The organism is Kluyvera sp. CRP (assembly GCF_019930565.1).
Classification (GTDB): Bacteria; Pseudomonadota; Gammaproteobacteria; order Enterobacterales; family Enterobacteriaceae; genus Kluyvera; species Kluyvera georgiana_A.
The window spans coordinates 4,578,969-4,599,480 of sequence record NZ_CP082841.1 but is presented as its reverse complement, the minus strand read 5'-3'; the positions used below and the strand labels follow the sequence as shown (position 1 = coordinate 4,599,480).

Annotated in this window: 17 protein-coding genes and 1 tRNA gene; 8 read left to right on the top strand and 10 right to left on the bottom strand. The window is 51.6% G+C overall.

What is annotated here, in order from left to right:
• The first annotated feature begins 22 nt into the window (after positions 1-22).
• On the top strand, positions 23-1,666 hold the full coding sequence (locus K7B04_RS21825) for a multidrug ABC transporter permease/ATP-binding protein (RefSeq protein WP_223803016.1): 1,644 nt from the start codon (positions 23-25) through the stop codon (positions 1,664-1,666).
• Positions 1,667-1,797: 131 nt separating this feature from the next.
• Positions 1,798-3,234, top strand: a complete 1,437-nt coding sequence (gene mgtE, locus K7B04_RS21820; protein ID WP_163449027.1) for a magnesium transporter — start codon at positions 1,798-1,800, stop codon at positions 3,232-3,234.
• Here the strand turns inward: mgtE and K7B04_RS21815 are convergent.
• A complete protein-coding gene (locus K7B04_RS21815; protein ID WP_223803015.1) occupies positions 3,197-4,414 on the bottom strand; it encodes a SulP family inorganic anion transporter in 1,218 nt (405 codons plus the stop codon). The two genes, mgtE and K7B04_RS21815, sit on opposite strands and share 38 nt — an antisense overlap.
• 273 nt (positions 4,415-4,687) lie before the next feature.
• Between K7B04_RS21815 and mqo the strand changes: the two genes are divergently transcribed.
• Positions 4,688-6,340: a malate dehydrogenase (quinone) gene (gene mqo / locus K7B04_RS21810; RefSeq protein WP_167575385.1), complete on the top strand. Its 1,653-nt coding sequence runs from the start codon at positions 4,688-4,690 to the stop codon at positions 6,338-6,340.
• Positions 6,341-6,397: 57 nt separating this feature from the next.
• Here mqo and eco read toward each other — a convergent pair whose 3' ends face one another.
• The gene (eco, locus tag K7B04_RS21805; protein WP_163449024.1) at positions 6,398-6,889 is read right to left on the bottom strand and encodes a serine protease inhibitor ecotin; all 492 of its coding nucleotides are present in this window, start codon (positions 6,887-6,889) and stop codon (positions 6,398-6,400) included.
• A gap of 543 nt (positions 6,890-7,432) precedes the next feature.
• Here eco and K7B04_RS21800 point away from each other — a divergent pair.
• A complete protein-coding gene (locus K7B04_RS21800) occupies positions 7,433-7,993 on the top strand; it encodes a hypothetical protein (RefSeq protein ID WP_223803014.1) in 561 nt (186 codons plus the stop codon).
• 100 nt (positions 7,994-8,093) lie between these two features.
• On the opposite strand, the gene K7B04_RS21795 is transcribed toward K7B04_RS21800, so the two are convergent.
• The 6 genes from K7B04_RS21795 to K7B04_RS21770 all read right to left on the bottom strand — a co-directional run bounded on the left by K7B04_RS21795 (position 8,094) and on the right by K7B04_RS21770 (position 13,315).
• On the bottom strand, positions 8,094-9,701 hold the full coding sequence (locus K7B04_RS21795) for a DUF6056 family protein (RefSeq protein WP_223803013.1): 1,608 nt from the start codon (positions 9,699-9,701) through the stop codon (positions 8,094-8,096).
• The gene (locus K7B04_RS21790; RefSeq protein ID WP_163447576.1) at positions 9,698-10,627 is read right to left on the bottom strand and encodes a glycosyltransferase family 2 protein; all 930 of its coding nucleotides are present in this window, start codon (positions 10,625-10,627) and stop codon (positions 9,698-9,700) included. The genes K7B04_RS21795 and K7B04_RS21790 overlap by 4 nt, the downstream gene beginning before the upstream one ends.
• Positions 10,624-10,989: a GtrA family protein gene (locus K7B04_RS21785; protein WP_163447577.1), complete on the bottom strand. Its 366-nt coding sequence runs from the start codon at positions 10,987-10,989 to the stop codon at positions 10,624-10,626. Before K7B04_RS21785 ends, K7B04_RS21790 begins: the two co-directional genes overlap by 4 nt.
• Before the next feature lie 172 nt (positions 10,990-11,161).
• A tRNA-Pro gene (locus K7B04_RS21780) sits at positions 11,162-11,238 on the bottom strand.
• A gap of 76 nt (positions 11,239-11,314) precedes the next feature.
• The gene (yejM, locus tag K7B04_RS21775; protein ID WP_167575408.1) at positions 11,315-13,069 is read right to left on the bottom strand and encodes an LPS biosynthesis-modulating metalloenzyme YejM; all 1,755 of its coding nucleotides are present in this window, start codon (positions 13,067-13,069) and stop codon (positions 11,315-11,317) included.
• 18 nt (positions 13,070-13,087) lie between these two features.
• Positions 13,088-13,315 carry a YejL family protein gene (locus tag K7B04_RS21770; protein WP_163447579.1) on the bottom strand — a complete coding sequence of 76 codons (228 nt, stop codon included), beginning with the start codon at positions 13,313-13,315 and terminating at the stop codon, positions 13,088-13,090.
• A gap of 183 nt (positions 13,316-13,498) precedes the next feature.
• Between K7B04_RS21770 and yejK the strand changes: the two genes are divergently transcribed.
• Both yejK and K7B04_RS21760 read left to right on the top strand, forming a co-directional pair.
• A complete protein-coding gene (yejK, locus tag K7B04_RS21765) occupies positions 13,499-14,506 on the top strand; it encodes a nucleoid-associated protein YejK (RefSeq protein WP_163447580.1) in 1,008 nt (335 codons plus the stop codon).
• 281 nt (positions 14,507-14,787) lie between these two features.
• The gene (locus tag K7B04_RS21760; protein WP_223803012.1) at positions 14,788-16,764 is read left to right on the top strand and encodes a glycoside hydrolase family 28 protein; all 1,977 of its coding nucleotides are present in this window, start codon (positions 14,788-14,790) and stop codon (positions 16,762-16,764) included.
• Between the two features lie 65 nt (positions 16,765-16,829).
• Here K7B04_RS21760 and rplY read toward each other — a convergent pair whose 3' ends face one another.
• Positions 16,830-17,114 (bottom strand): 50S ribosomal protein L25, encoded by a 285-nt coding sequence (gene rplY, locus K7B04_RS21755; RefSeq protein ID WP_064544038.1) that lies wholly within the window; start codon positions 17,112-17,114, stop codon positions 16,830-16,832.
• A gap of 242 nt (positions 17,115-17,356) precedes the next feature.
• Here rplY and K7B04_RS21750 point away from each other — a divergent pair, with 242 nt between their 5' ends.
• Entirely contained in the window at positions 17,357-17,890 is a 534-nt protein-coding gene (locus K7B04_RS21750; RefSeq protein WP_223803011.1) for a lipocalin family protein, read from the top strand.
• Here the strand turns inward: K7B04_RS21750 and K7B04_RS21745 are convergent.
• A complete protein-coding gene (locus K7B04_RS21745) occupies positions 17,887-19,644 on the bottom strand; it encodes a DEAD/DEAH box helicase (protein WP_163447582.1) in 1,758 nt (585 codons plus the stop codon). The two genes, K7B04_RS21750 and K7B04_RS21745, sit on opposite strands and share 4 nt — an antisense overlap.
• 154 nt (positions 19,645-19,798) lie before the next feature.
• On the opposite strand from K7B04_RS21745, the gene rsuA reads away from it, so the two are divergent.
• Positions 19,799-20,506, top strand: coding sequence for a 16S rRNA pseudouridine(516) synthase RsuA (gene rsuA / locus K7B04_RS21740; protein ID WP_223803010.1), 708 nt, complete (start codon positions 19,799-19,801; stop codon positions 20,504-20,506).
• Positions 20,507-20,512 lie beyond the last annotated feature (6 nt).

The following is a 20,512-nucleotide window of genomic DNA, read 5'->3' as shown; positions in this document are numbered from 1 at the left end:
TTTTCTTGCCCTGGTCATTGCTATGGAACTTCTGTTACTTGTCTGGCGTCAGTATCGCTGGCCTTTTATCGGCGTTATCGTCTTAAGCCTGTTGAGCGCCGCGCTCGGTATCGGGCTTATCGCATTTATTAACGTACGTCTGATTGAGACGGTTGATACCACGCTTGCCGTACTGCCGGAATTTCTTGGTTTGCTGCTGCTGCTGATGGCGGTCACGCTGGGTTCACAGCTGGCGCTGACCACGCTCGGCCACCATTTTGTCTATCGCCTGCGCCGGGAATTTATCAAACGGATCCTCGATACCCAGGTGGAGCGCGTCGAGAAGCTGGGCAGTGCTGCGTTGCTGGCGGGGCTGACCAGCGATATCCGTGCGATCACCATCGCTTTCGTGCGTTTGCCGGAGCTGGTGCAGGGGATCATCCTGACCGTGGGTTCCGCGGCCTATCTGGCGATGCTGTCGAGCAAAATGCTGCTGATTACCGCCCTGTGGATGGCGTTGACCATCTGGGGTGGCTTCGTGCTGGTGGCGCGAGTGTATAAACATATGGCGACACTCCGTGAAACCGAGGATCGGCTGTACGACGATTACCAGACGGTGCTGGAAGGGCGCAAAGAGCTGACCCTGAATCGCGAGCGCGCGGAGTACGTCTTCGAACAAAAATTCACGCCGAATGCGAAAGACTACCGTCATCATATCGTGCGGGCCGACACCTTCCATCTGAGCGCGGTCAACTGGTCGAATATCATGATGCTGGGGGCCATTGGGCTGGTGTTCTGGATGGCGAACAGCCTCGGCTGGGCTGACACCAACGTTGCCGCTACTTACTCGCTCACGCTGTTGTTCCTGCGCACGCCGCTGCTGTCGGCGGTGGGCGCGCTGCCCACGCTGCTGAGCGCGCAGGTGGCGTTCAATAAACTGAATAAATTCGCGCTGGCGCCGTATCAGGAAACTTTCCCGCAGCCGACGACGCACCCGAACTGGCAGACGCTGGAACTGCGCGATGTGACTTTCCACTATGAAGATAACACCTTCGCGGTAGGCCCGCTGAACCTGACGCTCAAGCGTGGCGAGTTGGTCTTTCTGATTGGCGGCAACGGCAGCGGTAAATCGACGTTGGCAATGCTGCTGACCGGGCTGTATCAACCGCTATCCGGGCAGATTCTGCTGGACGGTCAGCCGCTGGCGGCCGATAAGCCGGAAGACTACCGCAAGCTGTTCTCGGCGGTGTTTACCGATGTCTGGTTGTTTGACCAGCTATTAGGCCCGGAAGGCAAGAACGCGGACCCGGCGCTGATTGAGAAATGGCTGACTCAGCTACAGATGACGCACAAGATTAAGCTGGAAGACGGGCGCATTCTGGATCTGAAGCTGTCAAAAGGGCAGAAGAAGCGCGTGGCGCTGCTGCTGGCGCTGGCGGAAGAACGTGACATCATTATGCTTGACGAGTGGGCCGCCGATCAGGATCCGCACTTCCGCCGCGAGTTCTACCAGATATTGTTGCCGCTGATGCAACAGATGGGGAAAACCATTTTTGCTATCAGCCATGACGATCACTACTTTATTCATGCCGATCGTCTGCTGGAAATGCGCAATGGTCAGCTGAGTGAACTGGTGGGCGAGGAGCGTGAACGCGCTTCCCGCGACGCCGTCGCCCGTACCGCCTAACGTTTTTTTTGCCGCTCTGCCGATTTTTTCACCGTACGGGCGGCTTGTTTAAACTTTTTTACATCTCTCCGCGCTATGCTTAATTCGCCCGGCCATCCGGCTGGGCGACGTCTCACGAATAAGGATTATTCATGTCTCTGTTGAAAAAGAACAGCGCCCGCCTGCGCGATGAAGAGCGTCAGCGCCTGATCTGGCTGCTGACCACCGATAAAGCGGTAACTTCCGCGCTGCTGGGCAAACTCACGCTCGCCGAGCAGTATGATGAAGGAACGCTGGTTGACGACCTTGCCGAAGTCGGCAGCTTAGTGGCGCACCTGCCGCCGCCGGATCTTGCCGATACCCTGGAAGCGTTACCGTCCGAAGAGCGCCATGCGTTGTGGAACATGGTCGAAGACGATCGTCGTGGGAAGGTGTTGCTGGAAGCATCGGAGAACGTCTGGGACGACCTCATCGAAGATATGAGCGACCGGGCGTTGCTCGATGCATTGCAAACGCTGGATATCGACGAACAGATTTACCTGGTGCAGCACCTGCCGCGCGACCTGACCGGACGCCTGCTGGCGTCGATGTCGCCGGAAGAGCGCGCGCGCGTACGCCAGGTGATGAACTACGCCCACGAGCAGGTGGGGTCGATCATGGAGTTCGAGGTGATTACCATTCGCCCGGACGTCACGTTGGCCTCGGTGCAGCGCTTTTTGCGCCGTCTGGGCAAAATGCCGGAGAACACCGATAAACTGTTCGTTATCCAGCGCGATCAGACGTTGATTGGCGAGCTGGAGCTGAAAACCATTCTGCTCAATTCAGCGGACAAGTTTGTGCATGAGGTGATGGAATCCGATCCGGTCGCCTTCCATCCGGAAGAAAAATCAGAAATCGTGGCTCGTACCTTCGAACGTGACAACTTAATCAGCGCCGCGGTGATTGATTCACAGGGTAAGCTGATGGGGCGTCTGACCATCGATGAGATCGTTGACGTCGTCTATGAAGAGACCGACAGCGATCTGCGTCGTATGGGCGGTCTGAGCAGTGAAGAAGACGTGTTTGCGCCGGTGACGAAAGCGGTGAAAACCCGCTGGGCGTGGCTGGCCATCAACCTCTGTACTGCGTTTATCGCCTCGCGCGTGATTGATGGATTTGAACACACCATTTCGCAGCTGGTGGCGTTGGCCTCGTTGATGCCGATCGTCGCGGGCATTGGCGGTAATACCGGTAACCAGACGATTACTATGATCGTGCGCGCGCTGGCTTTACAGCATATTCAGCCGGGTAACTTCTCGTTCCTGATCCTGCGTGAGATGGGGGTGGCGCTGATTAACGGTATCGTCTGGGGCGGCATTATGGGCACTGTGACCTGGCTACTGTATGACGACCTGGCGCTCGGCGGTGTGATGACGCTGGCGATGATCCTGAACCTGCTGGTGGCGTCGATTATGGGCGTACTGATCCCGATGATCATGGCTAAGCTTGGGCGCGACCCAGCGGTCGGCTCGAGCGTGATGATCACCGCGATCACTGACACCGGCGGTTTCTTTATTTTTCTGGGGCTGGCGACGGTGTTTCTGCTTTAAGCTTCGCACGATGCTTCAGGCGTGCAGGCACGATCGCCATCATGATGATCCCCGCCAGTACGCCAATCGCCAGATTACCGGTACTGACTGTTGCGCCAACGGTGACCAGCATCACCAGCGTTTCCGGCCACGGCGCACGCTTGAGCGTCGCGGGCTGGAGGCTTGGCCAGCTAAAGGTCTTAACGGCCACAATCACCATAATCCCCGCCAGTACTGCCATCGGGATCTTCGCCATCACTTCGCTTAACGCGGTCACCAACAGCAGCAGTACCAACGCGGCGGCAATCGTTGAAATGCGGCTGCGGCCTTTTCCCATCTCCACGTTGACGACGGTCTGACCGATCATCGCGCAGCCGGCAATACCGCCGTAGCAACCGGCCAGCATATTGGCGATACCCAGACCTGCGCTTTCACGCGTTTTGTTGGACGGCGTGGCGGTGAGGTCGTCCACAAGTTTCGCCGTGAGCAGGGATTCCATCAGCCCGACGAAGGCGATACTCAGCGCGCAGGGCCAGATAATTTGCAGCGTTTGCAGGTTAAAAGGCACTAACCATGGAGTCAGGCCCGGCAGGCCGCCGCTCATTGAACCCGCGTCACCGACGGTGGGTAGAGTCTGCCCGCTGGTCACGGTAAACAGCGTCAGCAGCACGACGGCAACCAATGGGGAAGGGATGCTTTTCATTACGCGCGGTAGCCACAGTACGATAAGTATCGTGGCGGCAAACAGCGCGACAATAAGCGGGCTGCGGCTCCAGAAGTGCGGCACCTGGGCAAAGAAAATCAGAATACCGAGCGCGTTAACGAAACCCGTCATTACAGACTGGGGAATAAAGCGCATCAGTTTCGCCATGCCGCACAGAGCAAACAAAATTTGAATGATGCCGGCCAGCAAAACCGCAGGTAAAATGTAGGCCACGCCGTGTACGTGGACCATCGGGCCGATAACCAGCGCGACCGAACCCGCGGCTGCCGTGACCATCGCCGGGCGTCCGCCAAGGAACGACATGCTCAGGCACAGCACGACCGAGGCGATCAGGCTGACTTTAGGGTCAACGCCAGCAATCACCGAAAACGAGATCACTTCAGGGATCAGTGCCAGAGCGGTAATGACGCCAGCCAGGATTTCGCGGGTGAGCAGAGATGGCGAGCGCAGAATGCTCAATGAGGAGATGTTCGACATAGGTTATTCGCAGGTTATCGATGGCCGGTTTTCTATAAGCCACAGCTTCCGTGCGTACCATCACAAAGGGGGGAATAATACCGCTTCCCGTCACATTCTACTAGTACCAAATCTCATTTTCTGTACACATTTATTAAACATTTTAATAACAGATCTCAAAACTCAACTTAAATTTTAAACAATATTTAAATCTTCCCGTCCTGGTGGTAACGTAACCGTACGGATGTTTTTACCTGCGTGTAACAACTCGACAGTCAAGTAAGGCCCCCTACGATGAAAAAAAAGATAGCTGTACCCAACTCACAGAAATCGGGTACCGAGAAGACTTCTGTGGCGAATAAGGCGAAAGCTCGTGCAGTTCACGAGACGGATGTATTGCTGATCGGTGGCGGAATTATGAGCGCTACGCTGGGTACGTGGCTGCAGGAGCTTGAACCAGACTGGTCGATTACCATGGTTGAGCAAATGGAGAGCGTTGCGGAAGAGAGCTCAAACGGCTGGAACAATGCCGGTACCGGGCACTCGGCGCTAATGGAACTGAACTACACTCCGCAAAAAGCTGACGGCTCTGTCAGCATCGAAAAAGCCATTGATATTAACGAAGCGTTCCAGATTTCTCGTCAGTTCTGGGCGCATCAGGTCACACGCGGCGTGCTGACGCAGCCGAAAAGCTTTATCAATACCGTGCCGCACATGAGCTTTGTGTGGGGCGATGACAACGTCAACTTCCTGCGCGCCCGCTACCGTGCGTTGCAGAAGAGCCCGCTGTTTAACGGCATGCGCTATTCCGAAGACCACGAGCAGATCAAAGCGTGGGCTCCGCTGGTGATGGAAGGACGCGATCCGCAGCAGAAAATCGCCGCTACGCGTACCGAAGCCGGCACCGACGTGAACTACGGCGAGATCACTCGTCAGTTGATCAATGCGTTGAAAAAGCGTGATGGTTTTTCGCTCCAGTTGAACACCGTCGTCCGCCGTTTCCGTCGTAATGCAGATAACAGCTGGAGCGTGACGGTTTCCGACGCTAACAACAGCCATGAAAAACGCACGATTAAAGCGAAGTTTATCTTTATTGGCGCGGGCGGTGCGGCGCTGAAGTTGCTGCAACAAACCAAAATCCCACAGGCAAAAGAGTATGCGGGCTTCCCGGTTGGTGGTCAGTTCCTGGTGTGCGAGAACCCGGAAGTTGTGAATCACCACCTGGCGAAAGTCTATGGCCAGGCCTCCGTGGGCGCACCACCGATGTCGGTACCGCATATCGATACGCGTATTATCGACGGTAAACGCGTGGTGCTGTTTGGGCCGTTCGCCACTTTCTCCACGCGCTTCCTGAAAAATGGTTCGCTGTGGGACCTGCTGGCGTCTACCAATAAATCCAACATTTTGCCGATGCTTAACGTGGGCCTGGATAACTTCGATCTGGTCAAATATCTGGTTAGCCAGGTACTGCAGAAAGATAAAGATCGTCATGCTGCGCTGCGCGCCTACTACCCGATGGCGAAAAAGCAGGACTGGCGTCTGTGGCAGGCAGGCCAGCGTGTACAGATTATTAAGCGCGATGCCCGCATTGGCGGCGTGCTGCGTTTGGGTACCGAAGTGGTGAGCGACGATGAAGGTACCGTTGCCGCGCTGCTGGGTGCATCGCCAGGCGCGTCTACCGCGGCACCGATCATGCTGGAACTGATGGAGAAAGTGTTTAAGGATAAGATGCAAACCGCTGAATGGCAGAGCAAGATTCGCGCGGTGGTGCCAACTTATGGCTCAACGCTGACCGAAAACCCGCACCTGATTGAACAAACGCTGGCCTACACCAGTGAGGTACTGGGTCTGCGTCATGAAGCGCCGCGTGAAGCCGATCCGGTTCCGGCTGTTCAGACGACACCGAAAGCCGTGCCGGTGAAAGAGGTTGCTGATATCGCGCTGTAAGTGCGGGATGTCTTATCAACAAGCAGAAAAAAACCGGCATAATCGCCGGTTTTTTTGTTAACGCACTTCGGCGTTATGTACCGTTTCCTGGGCTTCCCAGATGCGGTATCTGACTTCCACATTTTCCGGGGCGTAAACCACGATCGGCAGCTTGCTGTTGTAGCGCAGCATGCCATCGTCACCCAACGAAGCGGTGATGAATTTCTTGGTTTTTTTCTGGTCAGGGCAGGCCATCATCGTTGACATCGGGCCGCTGACTTTCTCTACCACGTAGTAGTCATAACCCCAGCCTTCCAGCGTTTTGCTTTCCAGCTCGGCGCCCAGACGCTGATGGTTGCAGTCAACCTCCAGCGTTTTACCAATCAATAACTCTACCTTATAGGCCGACTCATCCTTCTGCGCCGGTAACTGAATGACCTGACGCTTCATACCTTTCTCAGCCTGCGGGTAAGGGGCAACTTTTTCCAGCGGCTGTTCTGCGGCCCAGGCGCTGCTGGATACGCAAGCGATGGCGAGTAATGAAGCGGCAAGCTTATGTGATTTTTTCACTGTTCATCCTTTTTTATCAGTTGTAACGAGGAAAGCATAGCATTCCTGAGGTGAATGGTAATCGTCTTTTACTGTATTTTGCATTAGGAATGGTTCTATATTTTGTGTTTTTGCTGTCTTATGAGTGTTTGATGCTGCTTTCTTGTGTTTTTGTCTGTTTTTATGCTTGTTTTTGAAGGAGTGTTTGTTCTTTATACTTTTCGACTAATCTTGCAAAGGCCGAGAAAAGATAAAAAAGAACAAAGGGATAAAGGAATAAGCAGAACCAGGTATCTTATTCTGAATGGCTTATCAACAGTATTAACGCATCATTTTTTAAACAAAAAATTATCTTAATTAGATACATAAATTTGTCACCATGTATATGTGACTTATAGCACTTTCGGATGAAATAAAAGGCGTATTTAAATTGATTTAAATCAATCATGGTTGAATATCATTCATTTTCATAATTAATTAATTCGCGTCGTAAAATAAAAATAGTGTATGTTTATTTCATTATGTGACTCTTTGTATTTTAATTATTGTTAATGGTGATGATTTATGTTTGTTAATAAATTATTTATAGTGGTTTCTTTATTGGGTACCACAGTGGCTTACGCTGCTGATGATATGGTTGCCGCGCAACAACAAGTTGCTCATGCTCAACGTATGCTGGATGCAGCACAAGGCGATGTTGATTCTGTAAATGCGAATTATGGTCATGGTACTGTTGTGGGCTGGGCGCAAGCGGCCAGTGAGGCGGGGGCGTTACGTTCACAGGCCCAGGCCGATTTGAAAGCGGCACAAGATAATCTTGCTAACGTGTCAGCTAACACCATGAATGTCGCGGCTTCAAGCCTTAATCCAGCAACTAAGGTCCAAACCAAAAATGGTGTTGTCGCCGCGGGATCTCTCCCCCCAACAACACAAGTTGCTATTGCCTACCACAGTGTATTTAGCAAACCAGTGCGCGGTGGAAACAGCCATTCTTCAGGCTTTGATCATGGCGAGCATGGAACCGGCAACGGTGCCAACAATGCCGCCAACTCTCACAGCGCTCATGGTTTAGGTGGTGGAGACCATATCGGTGGCGGTCGTACAGGTGGGGGTTTCCACTACTGAGGTTAAGGGTGGGTAGGATAGTTTCGATATCTCTTTAAATATTATCAGTTTGTTTTTTGCTACACCGGCTAATAAAGGGCTACAACGTAGCCCTTTATATTTATCGAGATAATAGCACTATTGGATTATTGTTGACATCTTTGTAAATTATTTTTGATATATTGTTTGGGTTGAATTTCGAGGTGAAACCAATGATGTTCATATCATATATTTCATTGATTTCATTTGATTTTATGTTCTCTTTCTTACCATTGTGATCAATGATGATTAAACGATAGTTACTTTCGCTTTTTACAAAATCAGAAGGGCTAATATCTAAAGCAATTGTTGAACCTGAATAAAGCTTATCTTTTCCAAGGTATAAGCTATTAATCCCAGAGTGGTGTATAGGATACCTGTTTCCTGTCAGAATAACAGAAAAGTCATATTTCATAATATGAGCATTAATTGGCTTTTTAGAACCGAAATATTTTGCTATGTTAGCAGGGTTATGGAATAAGTTAATAGAGTCACCGGCTCTTAAGGTTTTGGGGAAGTAATACTTAGGAACAGTGATATTTTTATCTTTTTCTAAAAGACCTTTATATACTTCATAGTTTCTTATTTTCACTTGATTGTTAACAGTGATATAAGAGTATAACATTTCTGGGAATGAGTAAATAAAGGTTATTAACGCTAATGATGATAATAGGCTAAATGTTTTTAATCCATTTTTAGGACGATTAACTAAAATATTCTTTATTGCGAAAGAGGCGGATAACATAAAGAATAGATGAGCGCCACTTAACGTTCTTGGTGGTACAGACGGTGCAACTACCATGGATAAAATACTTAAAAATCCTGCACATAAGAATGAAACAGAAAGATAGAAATCTAAGTTTTTGCGTTTACCAATATAGGGGGTTAAAAATATTACTGTGATTAATACTGGTAACCAGGTTTTACCTAGCGCGTGAGGAACACTTTCCCGGAAAAAGTGTAAAACACGCTCAAAGAATGTAGTGTTAATAAACTCTGGCGATGCAGCTGCACGAGCAAAATTACCAGGGCTGAATATTAATGTGGCAAAGCCAAGCAAAACCAGTATTGTCGAAATAAAGAGAAGCTTATTATTCTCTTTTTTATAAATATAAATGGAACTGGCAATAGAGATTAATAAAACTATCCAACAGGTATTTTCGTTACTACAACCAGCAAAGAAAGAAACTAAAAGCAGTAAGTATAAACTTTTCCTGTTAGCGAGATAGTTGAAAAGTGCATATAAAAATATAATGATAAAGAAATTGGTGACCAAATAGTTAGCTGAGCCAACTACCCAAAAAATAATTTCACCTTTAATCGGGTTAGTGATCCAAAATATAGCAAAGATAGAAATGAACTGAACGAATAAATTGGAGTTTTTTATCTTCTTATCTTTTATGTAGCTTATTTTTGTGATCAAAAAGATTATTGTTGTAAAGATAAAAGCTATGATTGTGCTTTTTAATAACGCTGATGAGGTAGATAGCAAAAGAGTGCTGAAGTAGTCAGATACAATTCTACCGCTCCAGGTTAAATAATGATGCAAATGGTTGCTTATAGAATTCCCCATTATGAAATAATTATAATCATCAGCGTGCACAGGGGTGTTGTATTCTATAATAAATATAGAGAAATATGGTATCAATAATAAAAGATACCAGACGTTTATTTTTTTAAAGTCTATCATTTTGGATCCTTGGAATAATTCTTTAATATATATTTTGGCCGTTTCTTGATTTCGGTGTAGATTCGGCCAATGTATTCACCTAATACACCAATCCCTATTAATTGTACACCACCTAAAAATAGTACGGAGACAAGTAAAGAGGGATAGCCAGGGACAGGGTTTCCCCAGATGATTTTATTTATTATCATCCAACCACCATAAATAAAAGAAACTAATGCGACAAAAAGACCAATATATGTCCAGACTCGTAATGGAAATGTGGAGAAACTGGTTATTCCTTCCAGGGCTAAATTCCACAATTTCCAACCATTAAATTTACTTTCACCGGCCGATCTTTCGGCGCGGTTATATTCAACAACCTTCGTTTCTCCTCCCACCCATGAGAGAATTCCCTTCATGAATAAATTGCGTTCTGGAAGAAGTTTAATGTTCTCGACTGTTGTACGAGACATCAATCTAAAATCCCCTACATTTTCTTCAATTGCGGGAGAGCTAATTTTATTGTGAAGTTTGTAAAACCATTCTGCCGTTTTTCTTTTCAACCAAGTATCATTGGAACGATTTTTTCTTTTGGCAAGTACGATATCAGCGCCTTCTTCCCACTTCTGAATGAGTAATGGGATTACTTGAATAGGGTCTTGCAGATCGACATCAATCGGTATAATTGCACTACCTGTTGCATGTTCAAGCCCTGCAAATAGAGCTGGTTCTTTGCCAAAGTTGCGGGTAAAACTCAACGGCTTAACTAAAGGATCTGCTAGTGCTAGCGCATTGATAATATTTTCAGTGCCGTCTTTACTTCCATCATTGACAAAAACTATTTCGACCTCAAATTTATTGAGGGCATCATACTCCCTTACGGCTTTATAAAAGATAGGGATAGCATCTTCTTCATTATAAACAGGTACGACTAATGATATTTTCACTGTTCAGCATCCTTGAATACGAAGAATCTGGAGTAAATAAATCCTAATATAAGACTAATGCCAGAAAATATAACCAGTGTTGCCAGTGGGGGCAGGGATATATAGTCAGCTATAAATCCAGTCAGATAGCTTAATAATCCCATGAAGATAACAAAAGATAGATATCTTGTGGTAGTAGCTTTTGCCTGGAAAGTAAATTTCGCATTAGCAAAAAAGGAAAAACTGACGGCGACCACGAATCCTATCAGGTTAGCTGTAGCTTGAGTGGTAAAAAAAATGATGGTTAAGATTCCAAATACAGCCCAATGTATGGCTGTATTAATAACGCCAATGGAAATATATTTTGATAGTAGTTTAATCATTTTAGGTTTTTGGCGGTAATAGTGGGCAGTTCAGTATAACAGAGTGTATTTGTCGATGCAGTAACCCATCTATGTAGAGATGTGAATTATCAAAATTTTAATGCACTAGTTATGAAAGTCATTAAAAATAAAAAAAAAACCAATCTGTTACGATTGGTTTTCTTGTAAAAGTTGGTCGGCACGAGAGGATTTGAACCTCCGACCCCCGACACCCCATGACGGTGCGCTACCAGGCTGCGCTACGTGCCGACGCATGGGGGAAATACTACCGCTTTTATCGCCGATTGCAAGCAGGTAACTCACTGATTGATTCATAATTAATCAATCAGTTAGCGATAAACCGTTTTTCCTCGGTCAGCACCTGTAGCAGCAAGCTGAGCTGGGCTTTCTGGTCACGTACGCGGTCGCCCTCGGCAGTCCAGGTTTTATAGTGGCCGTTATGATCGAGCACTACAGTGATGGCGGGCGTGGTGATCGCCAGCGTGTTGCTATCGGCCGCAGTAACCCAGTTATGGCGGCGGGTCGCGCTGAACAGATCCTGACCCTGCGAGTACTCGTTGGCAGGGGTGCTAACGTGCAGCAGGCGCTGCATCAGCGTGGTCATCACATCTTTATGGTCGGTCAGTAGGTCGATGCGCTGTGCCGGGGTACCAGGCCAGTGGATGACCAGCGGTACCTGTAGCTGGGCTCGCGACCAGTTGAAGCTATTTTTCTGCCCGCTGAGCGGCACGCCGTGACCGGCGGTAATAATCACTACCGTATTCTCAAGCTTGCCAGAATCGCGCAGAGCGTCCAGCACGCGGCCGATTTGCTCATCGACCTGCGCGGCTGCGCGGCTGTACTGACGATCGCTTGCCTGCGCGCTGCTGACGTTCGTGCCGTTAAACGACACCCATGAGAACCAGCGTGTTTCATCCTGCGCATTGTTGGTCAGCCAGTTTATCCACTGGCTTGCCGTCTGGGTATCATTCTGCGACTTGCCAGGGGGCAGGGAGAAGTCGGACAGCAGCGCCTGACGATAAATCGGGCTTTCAAAGCCGTCAGAAGAGAACAGCCCCAACTGGTATCCCTGCTGATTAAGGGCGCTGATGAGTGCCGCTGGCACACGCGCGGCAAGCACGCCGTCCATATAGCCAGGCGAGATGCCGTAGAACAGGCCGAAGATACCGCTATCGGCAGTGTTACCGGCGCTCATATGCTGGGTGAAATTAACGTTATCGTTGGCAAAGCGTGCCAGCGACGGCATCTGCTGCTCAAAGCGTGAATAGTTCAGCCCATCGACGGTAATCAGCAAGACGTTTTGACCCGCGCCCATATCGCGATAGCGTAGATCGCTCAGCGGATATTGTACGGTGACCGCTTCCGGGTCGCCTTGCTCCACCAGGCGTCGCTGGTAGTCCTGCGCGTCAAGCAGCCCGTGTTTCTCGAGGAAGCGGCGGGCCGTCATCGGGTAGGAGAGCGGCAGGTTGGCGCGCTGCATGGTGATTGGGCGATAGAAATTGGCATCCGCCCAGATATACATCACATGCGAAGCGATAAATGAGGCAAAGAAAAACCAGGCGACCGGGCGCGCGTAGTGTCGGCGGCGCGTCAGGCTGCGCAGTTTCTGCCAGCTCCAGGTGGCAAACAGCATTTCGACGAGCAGAATCACCGGCACGCTGATAAACATCAGCTGCCAGTCGCGAGCCGTCTCATTTTGATCGGGGTTGATAACCAGCTCCCACACCACCGGGTTAAGGTGCAGGTGGAAGCGGGTAAAGACCTCGCTGTCGATAATCAACAGCGTCATGCCCGCCGTCGCCAGAATGGCGGACAGGAAGCGCATCAGGCGCTGGGACATGACGATAAAGGTCAGGGGAAACAGAATCAGCAGATAGGTGGAGAACACCAGAAAGCTGAAATGCCCGACGAGGCTGATGTAGGAGAACACGCGTCCTGCCAGCGTCGTCGGCCAGTCGGCGACAAACAGATAGCGGCTACCGAGCACCATGGCCAACAGCATGTTGAACAAGGCGAACCAGTGTCCCCAGCTAACCATCTGGGAGACCTTTTCTCGGTAAGGCTGACGATGTGTCACCATAAACTGTTGCTTGTACCCTTAGTGCGCAGAATCGCTATTAATGGAAGATTGCAGCGCCTGGGCGAAAGAACGCGCGATAGCCTGGCGTTGAGCCGGAGCCACGCTGCTGTTAATCAGGTTGGTTACCATATTGCCCAACACCATCAGAGAAAGGTCGGTCGGGGCCTTATGTTGTTCCAGCACGTTAGCCAGCTCGCTCAGCAGCTGTTCTACGTGTTCATCACTATAGCGGGATTGTTGTGGCATAAATCGAAATCTGTCTGTTCATTAAAGGGCAGTATATTACCGTAGCAGCAGCATTTTTTCCGCTTTTTTTCGGCGTAACGCGTTATCCTTTGCGCATTATACTGCCGCGACCTCGGTAATATGCGAGTTGCACTGTTATATCGGGGGTGGTTGAATACACCCGATCTTAAAGGAGAGTTTAACATGAGTCTGGATATCGACCAGATTGCTTTGCATCAGCTCGTCAAACGCGATGAGCAAAATCTGGACGTGGTGCTGCGCGACACGCTGCTGGAGCCCACCGCGCCGGTTGAAGAGATGATGGCCGAGCTACATCGGGTGTATAGCGCCAAAAACAAAGCCTACGGCCTGTTTACCGAAGAGAGTGAACTGGCGCAAACGCTAAAATTACAGCGCCAGGGCGAGGAAGATTTCCTCGCGTTTAGCCGCGCGGCCACAGGGCGTCTGCGCGATGAGTTAGCGAAGTATCCGTTCGCCGACGGCGGCATTGTGCTGTTCTGCCACTACCGTTATCTGGCGGTGGAGTATCTGCTGGTGGCGGTGCTGAACAACCTCAGCAGCATGCGCGTCAACGAGCAGCTGGATATCAGCGCGACTCACTATCTGGATATCAACCATGCGGATATTGTGGCGCGAATTGATCTCACCGAGTGGGAAACTAACCCGGAATCGACCCGCTACCTGACCTTCCTCAAAGGCCGCGTTGGGCGCAAAGTCGCCGACTTCTTTATGGACTTCCTCGGTGCCAGCGAAGGGCTGAACGCCAAGGTGCAGAACCGTGGTTTGCTGCAGGCGCTGGATGATTTCGCTGCTGAAGCGGAGCTGGATAAAAACGAGCGTCAGAACGTGCGTCAGCAGGTATATACCTACTGCAACGAACAGCTGCAAGCGGGTGAAGAAATTGAACTGGAGTCGCTGTCAAAAGAGCTTTCCGGCGTGAGCGAGGTCAGCTTCAGCGAGTTTACTGCTGAAAAAGGTTACGAGCTGGCAGAGAGCTTCCCGGCGGATCGTAGCACCCTGCGTCAGTTGACCAAGTTTGCCGGCAGCGGCGGTGGGTTGACGATTAACTTCGACGCGATGTTGCTGGGTGAACGCATCTTCTGGGACCCGGCGACTGACACGCTGACGATTAAAGGCACCCCGCCGAATCTGCGCGATCAGCTACAGCGCCGGACCTCTGGCGGTAAGTAATCGCAATTTGCCTGCCCGACATCGGGCAGGCGTTATCTGCCCCTCAAACCAATGATGTTGAGTGACCCTCCTCGCACTATCTACATCTCATTCTCTCTTCCTGATTAATTATTGAGCCGAATCGCGGTTTTTTTCCTCAAATAACACTAAATAAAATGTCGTTTTGTTTTTAATGCAAAAACGTTTTGTTTTATGGATGAAATATGCCGGCTCGTTCAGGCGGCGATTAACACGGCCACCCGTCGCGGCTGGCCGTGGATAACAACGAGGAAAAATAGAATATGCTTAATACCTTCAGGCACTCACGCTGTTCGATCATAACCGCCATTGCCCTGGCGGGCATGCTGAGCGGCTGCGGTGATGAATCCAGCGACTCATCGTCAGCCACGCCGTCCGGCCTTGCCGCGCCACAAAATGTCCAGTCGCCGATCCTTTCCGCTGATGAGGATAGCGCTGTACTGGTGTGGGAAAAACCGCAAAGCGGCGCGCAGGATGTGGTGGATTACCGCATTTACCGTAACGGTGAGCTGCTGGGTAGTGCCCGGGAAAACCAGGACCGCTACTCTCCGGCGAAACCCTATATCGACAACTTCTACCAGACAATGAACAACGATGGCTGGCAGCGGAAAATCGATCTGCGCACCTTTACCGCGGCCGATCTCCAGCCGGATACCGAGTATCAATTTACCGTCCGGGCGGTGTATGCCAGCGGTGAAGAGTCGGCGGACAGCGCGCCAGTGACCCTGCGCACCGCGAAGCAGCCGCAGGTTGTAGACGTCAAAACCTTTGGTGCCGTCGATGATGGCAGCACACTCAATACCGCGGCTATCCAGCAGGCTATCGACAGTTGTACCATCGACCGCTATCCGCAAGGCTGTAAGGTCACAATTCGCGGCGGGGTGTTTAAAACCGGCGCGCTGTTTTTGCATAGCGACATGACGCTGGAAATCGCGGAAGGCGCGACGTTGCTGGGATCCGAAAATCCAGCAGACTATCCGTTGAGCAGGGGCTATTACCTCTATCCGTATACCGATAATCCGCTGCCGAAGCGCCCGCCGTCGCTGATAAACGCGCTAGAGGCGGACGATCGCGGCAGCTCGCATGCCGGTACCTTCAAAAATATCCGCATCGTGGGGAAAGGCACGCTGGACGGCAACGGCTGGACGCGGGGTGTGAAAGCGGGCGGGGCAGAGTCGATAACCGATGAGTTAGGCAACTCCCTGCCGCAGTACCGGGCGAGCAAAGCGAGTTTGGTCAGCGAAGATGGCATTCTGGCGAAATACCAGACCGAGCAGGCCATTGCCGAAGGGATGGATAGCGACAGCGCCTATAAGAATCGTCGCTCCAGCATGATGACGCTGCGCGGCGTCAGCAATCTCTATCTCGAAGGGTTAACCATCCTCAACCCGGCGTTTCACGGCGTGATGGCGCTGGAGTCGGAAAATATCACTCTTAACGCGCTGTCGCACAAAACCTTCGACGGCAATAACGCTGACGGCATTGAATTGGGCAATAGCCAGAACGGTCTGGTGTTCAACAACTTTTTTGACACCGGCGACGACTGCATGAACTTTGCGGCGGGATACGGCAAAGGCGTTGAAACCTTTGGTCAAAAAGCGCAGAGCGGGGCGTGGATTTTTAACAACTACTTCCGTAAAGGCCACGGCGCGGTGGTGACCGGCAGCCATACTGGCGCATGGATTGAGAAGATTAAAGCGGAAGACAATGTCATGTACCTCACCGACATTGGCCTGCGCATGAAGAGTCGTCCTTACTACGGCGGCGGTGCGCGTGACGTCGTATTCCGCAACAACGCGATGAAAGATTTAGCCAAAGAGCCGTTTATCTTCACCATCAAATACAGTGCCGACGTCAACGACACCACGCCAGCCGCGGAACCTGCGCAGTTCCGTGATATCACGGTCGAAAATGTGACTGTTGACGGCACGGCGGCGAAGAACAGCATTCTGGTTGATGGTATGACGGCGGATGAGATGGCGGCGGCCTATGGCATCACTTTTTCCCGCGATGCGTATCATCAGAATCTGTCGTTCAGTCACGTCAAGTTCCGTAATACAAAGGCGACAGATATTTCCTTCCTGCGTGACAGTCAGTTCAATAATGTGACGTTTGAGAATACGGCGCAGGCGTGGAATTTTGCCGAAGTCAGCGGCATTACGCTGACGGATAGCGTCAATAATGAAACTATTGCGGCGACAGGAACGGAAACGGTGATACGAGAAGCGGCAACTCAATAAACGGCAGGCATAAAAAAACGGCTCCCGATGGGAGCCGTTTTTTCGTCACGTAGACTCGCTGGCGATTAAGCGCGAACGAAGTCGATGTGAGCCAGTTTCGGCTTGAACGGGTGACGCTGCACCGCCTGAGCCTTAACTTTTTCTTCTTTACCATCAACAACGATGGTCAGAACTTCGCTGTAAAATTCAGCGTTGTTCTGCAGGTTCCACAGCTTGTCGTGATCCAGTTCAATAGCAACCGGAGCTGCTTCGCCACCATAAATGATAGCCGGGAACTTGTTAGCTGCGCGCAGGCGGCGGCTCGCACCCTTACCCTGCTCTTTACGTACTTGTGCTTCGATAGTAAACATTGAATAGCTCTCTTGATTAATCCTGCTACAGGCGACCCAGCAGCAGGCAAATGATCTGCTTCACGGATGTGAAAGCGGGCGGCATTATAGCCTCCAATCCCCGCGCGGGCAATGAAAACCTCGCTATCAAATAAGCCGTTAGCGTCAAGAACCTGCGTATCCGGTGAGATGTTCCTAATCTGTCCGTGCGGTTTCGTTTATCCTCTACACTGAAGTGATAATCACTTTCAACAGGAGAGAACATGAAGCTATGGCCCGTCGTGACAGGTGTTGCTATTTCATTGGCGCTGGTGGCCTGTAGTTCGCCGACGCCGCCAAAAGGGGTCACGCCGATAAGTGATTTTGACGCGAGCCGCTATTTGGGCAAGTGGTATGAAATCGCTCGCCTGGAAAACCGCTTTGAGCGAGGGCTTGAGCAGGTTAGCGCGACCTATGGCAAGCGTTCCGATGGCGGTATTTCAGTCGCCAACCGCGGCTTCGACCCGCAAAAGGGCGAGTGGAAGCTAAGTGAAGGCAAGGCCTACTTCACCGGTAAGCCCACGACAGCGGCGCTCAAGGTTTCCTTCTTTGGCCCCTTCTACGGCGGCTATAACGTGATTGCGCTGGATGATGATTACCGGTACGCGCTGGTGAGCGGTCCAAACCGTGACTACCTGTGGATCCTGTCGCGCACACCAACGCTACCGCCGCAGGTTCGGCAGAATTACCTCACCATCGCCCGTGGTCTGGGTTTCGCGGTTGATGACCTGGTGTGGGTAAAGCAGACGCGCGATTAACGTAGCTCGTTGGCTCGGCGGTATCGCCCTTCGTAGTCGAACACTTTTTCACGCACCTGCCAGTAAGCCCCTTTTTTGCGGGCGACAACAAAGTCGGGTGCACGCAGCAGCGGCTGTTGGGCGATAATATCAGCAGGCGTAATCCAGCGCAGCGGCACGCCGGGCGTGCGGGTATGCGGGCGGATAAATAGCTGCTCAAACGCTGTTTTTTGCGCCGGGGTGTGCAGGCGGAAACGCTCGCTAACGTCGGCGCCGTCTTCGTCGTAGTAGGTGATTTTCAGCCAGCCGCCTTTCTCGTCCATCCCGTCCTGCAACACCATGCCGCTACAGCGTAGCACCAGCGCGTCCTTGAGTTTTAGCGCCGCTTTCAGCATGTCGTCCGGGTCGACCAGCACCGTATCACACTCGCGACAACGGCGGGCGGCAATATCGTTTTCGGCGTTACACTGCGGGCAGTTTTTAAAGCGGAAGCGATAGTCGCACTGCTCGCGATGGCCGTCATCGTCCTCCAGCCAGCCCTGACAGCGGCGGCCAAAGTGTTCAATCAGCGTGCCGTCGGCGGTGGTTTTGCCCCAGAAGGTGTTGGCAAAGCCGCAGCCGGGGCAGAACACCTGAACCGGCACGTTGTCGCTTTTGCCTTTCGGTGCACCCACTTCCGGCGCGTACAGGTCGTGCGGGTTGCCGGCGTAATCAAGAATCAGACAGTCGGTTTTCCCCGGTGCCAGGCGCAGGCCGCGGCCAATAATCTGCTGATACAGACTGATCGATTCGGTCGGCCGCAGAATGGCAATCAGGTCGACGTGCGGGGCGTCAAATCCGGTAGTCAGCACCGCCACGTTGACCAGGTAGCGGAACTGCTGATTTTTAAAGGCATCAATCAACGTATCGCGCTGTGGCCCTGGGGTTTCACCGGTGATCAGCGCAGCGTCATCGGCGGGCAGCAGGCCGGTAATTTCCCTGGCGTGCTCAACGGTGGCGGCGAAAATCATCACCCCTTTGCGCGTTTGGGCGAACTCTTCAATCTGGCTGATGATGTGCGGCGTAATACGCTGCTGTTGTTTTAGCTCGCGGTTGAGATCCGCTTCGCTGAACAGGCCGTTGCTGTTGGCGTGCAGGCGGCTGAAATCATACTGCACCACCGGCATATCCAGCCGTTCCGGCGGGGTAAGGTAGCCGTGCTTAATCATATAGCGCAGCGGTAGCTCGTAGATGCAGTCGCGGAATAGCGCTTTTTCATCGCCGCGCACCATGCCGTGATAATGGAACTGATAAATCCAGCCTTTGCCGAGGCGGAAGGGGGTAGCCGTCAGCCCGAGCAGGCGAATCTGCGGGTTGACCTTTTGCAGGTGGCTGAGAATTTGCTGGTACTGGCTGTCGTCATCATCGCTGATACGATGACACTCATCGACGATCAGCAGCGAAAACTCCCCCTGAAAATGGTCAAGATTGCGGGCGACGGACTGCACGCTACCAAAAACCACCTTACCGTGGCTCTCTTTGCGCTGTAGCCCGGCGGCATAAATATCGGCCTCCAGCCCCAGCGCGCAATATTTCGCGTGGTTTTGCGCCACCAGCTCTTTGACATGGGCCAACACCAGCACGCGCCCACGCGCCAGCCGCGCCAGCTCGGCGATAACGAGGCTTTTGCCCGCGCCGGTTGGCAGAACAATAACCGCAGGCTGCGTGTGGCGGCGGAAGTAGGCCAGCGTGGCGTCAACCGCTTCCTGTTGGTAGGGGCGAAGTGTAAAAGTCATGAGCGTTGTGATTGTCCTTAACAGACAAATAGTATGCCATGAATCTTTTCACTTGAGTGGCAGGGTAAGCCCGTTATACTTACCGATTGTTATTACCCCTTTTTTCGGACGCTTCGTCCGGCGCCCGGCACTTTTTACAGGCTAAAAATACTTCATGCGACTTGATAAGTTTATCGCTCAGCAACTCGGCGTCAGCCGTGCTATTGCCGGGCGTTTGATCCGCGGCCACCATGTGACCGTTGATGATGAAGTGGTACGTGATACCGCTTTCAAACTGCAACCTGAACATAACGTGGCCTATGAAGGCAATTCGTTGACCCAGCAGAACGGTCCGCGCTATTTCATGTTGAACAAGCCTCAGGGCTACGTCTGCTCGACGGAAGACCCGGATCACCCGACGGTGCTCTATTTCCTCGATGAGCCGGTCGCACATAAGCTGCATGCCGCGGGGCGTTTAGATATCGACACCACCGGGCTGGTATTGATGACTGACGATGGTCAGTGGTCGCATCGCATCACCTCGCCGCGCCATCACTGCGAAAAAACCTATCTGGTGACGCTGGAAAACCCGGTGAGTGAGGATACCGCCGCGCAGTTCGCTAAAGGCGTACAGCTGCACAATGAAAAAGATCTGACTAAACCTGCCGTGCTGGAAGTGGTGACGCCGACCGAAGTGCGTTTAACCATCAGCGAAGGCCGTTATCACCAGGTGAAGCGCATGTTCGCCGCTGTGGGGAACCACGTGGTCGGGCTGCACCGTGAGCGTATCGGTGAAATTATCCTCGACCCTGAGCTGGAGCCTGGGGAATATCGTCCGTTAACCGCAGAAGAAATCGCCAGCGTTGGCGCGCCAATGCGCTAACCCACT

What these genes read in the sequence shown, in the direction of transcription:
- K7B04_RS21825 (WP_223803016.1), top strand. Translation starts at nt 23, where the DNA reads ATGGAACTTCTGTTACTTGTCTGGCGTCAGTATCGCTGGCCTTTTATC.
- K7B04_RS21800 (WP_223803014.1), top strand. Translation starts at nt 7,433, where the DNA reads ATGTTTGTTAATAAATTATTTATAGTGGTTTCTTTATTGGGTACCACA.
- K7B04_RS21750 (WP_223803011.1), top strand. Translation starts at nt 17,357, where the DNA reads ATGAAGCTATGGCCCGTCGTGACAGGTGTTGCTATTTCATTGGCGCTG.
- K7B04_RS21745 (WP_163447582.1), bottom strand. Translation starts at nt 19,644, where the DNA reads ATGACTTTTACACTTCGCCCCTACCAACAGGAAGCGGTTGACGCCACG.
- mqo (WP_167575385.1), top strand. Translation starts at nt 4,688, where the DNA reads ATGAAAAAAAAGATAGCTGTACCCAACTCACAGAAATCGGGTACCGAG.
- mgtE (WP_163449027.1), top strand. Translation starts at nt 1,798, where the DNA reads ATGTCTCTGTTGAAAAAGAACAGCGCCCGCCTGCGCGATGAAGAGCGT.
- yejK (WP_163447580.1), top strand. Translation starts at nt 13,499, where the DNA reads ATGAGTCTGGATATCGACCAGATTGCTTTGCATCAGCTCGTCAAACGC.
- K7B04_RS21785 (WP_163447577.1), bottom strand. Translation starts at nt 10,989, where the DNA reads ATGATTAAACTACTATCAAAATATATTTCCATTGGCGTTATTAATACA.
- yejM (WP_167575408.1), bottom strand. Translation starts at nt 13,069, where the DNA reads ATGGTGACACATCGTCAGCCTTACCGAGAAAAGGTCTCCCAGATGGTT.
- K7B04_RS21795 (WP_223803013.1), bottom strand. Translation starts at nt 9,701, where the DNA reads ATGATAGACTTTAAAAAAATAAACGTCTGGTATCTTTTATTATTGATA.
- rsuA (WP_223803010.1), top strand. Translation starts at nt 19,799, where the DNA reads ATGCGACTTGATAAGTTTATCGCTCAGCAACTCGGCGTCAGCCGTGCT.
- K7B04_RS21760 (WP_223803012.1), top strand. Translation starts at nt 14,788, where the DNA reads ATGCTTAATACCTTCAGGCACTCACGCTGTTCGATCATAACCGCCATT.
- rplY (WP_064544038.1), bottom strand. Translation starts at nt 17,114, where the DNA reads ATGTTTACTATCGAAGCACAAGTACGTAAAGAGCAGGGTAAGGGTGCG.
- K7B04_RS21815 (WP_223803015.1), bottom strand. Translation starts at nt 4,414, where the DNA reads ATGTCGAACATCTCCTCATTGAGCATTCTGCGCTCGCCATCTCTGCTC.
- K7B04_RS21770 (WP_163447579.1), bottom strand. Translation starts at nt 13,315, where the DNA reads ATGCCACAACAATCCCGCTATAGTGATGAACACGTAGAACAGCTGCTG.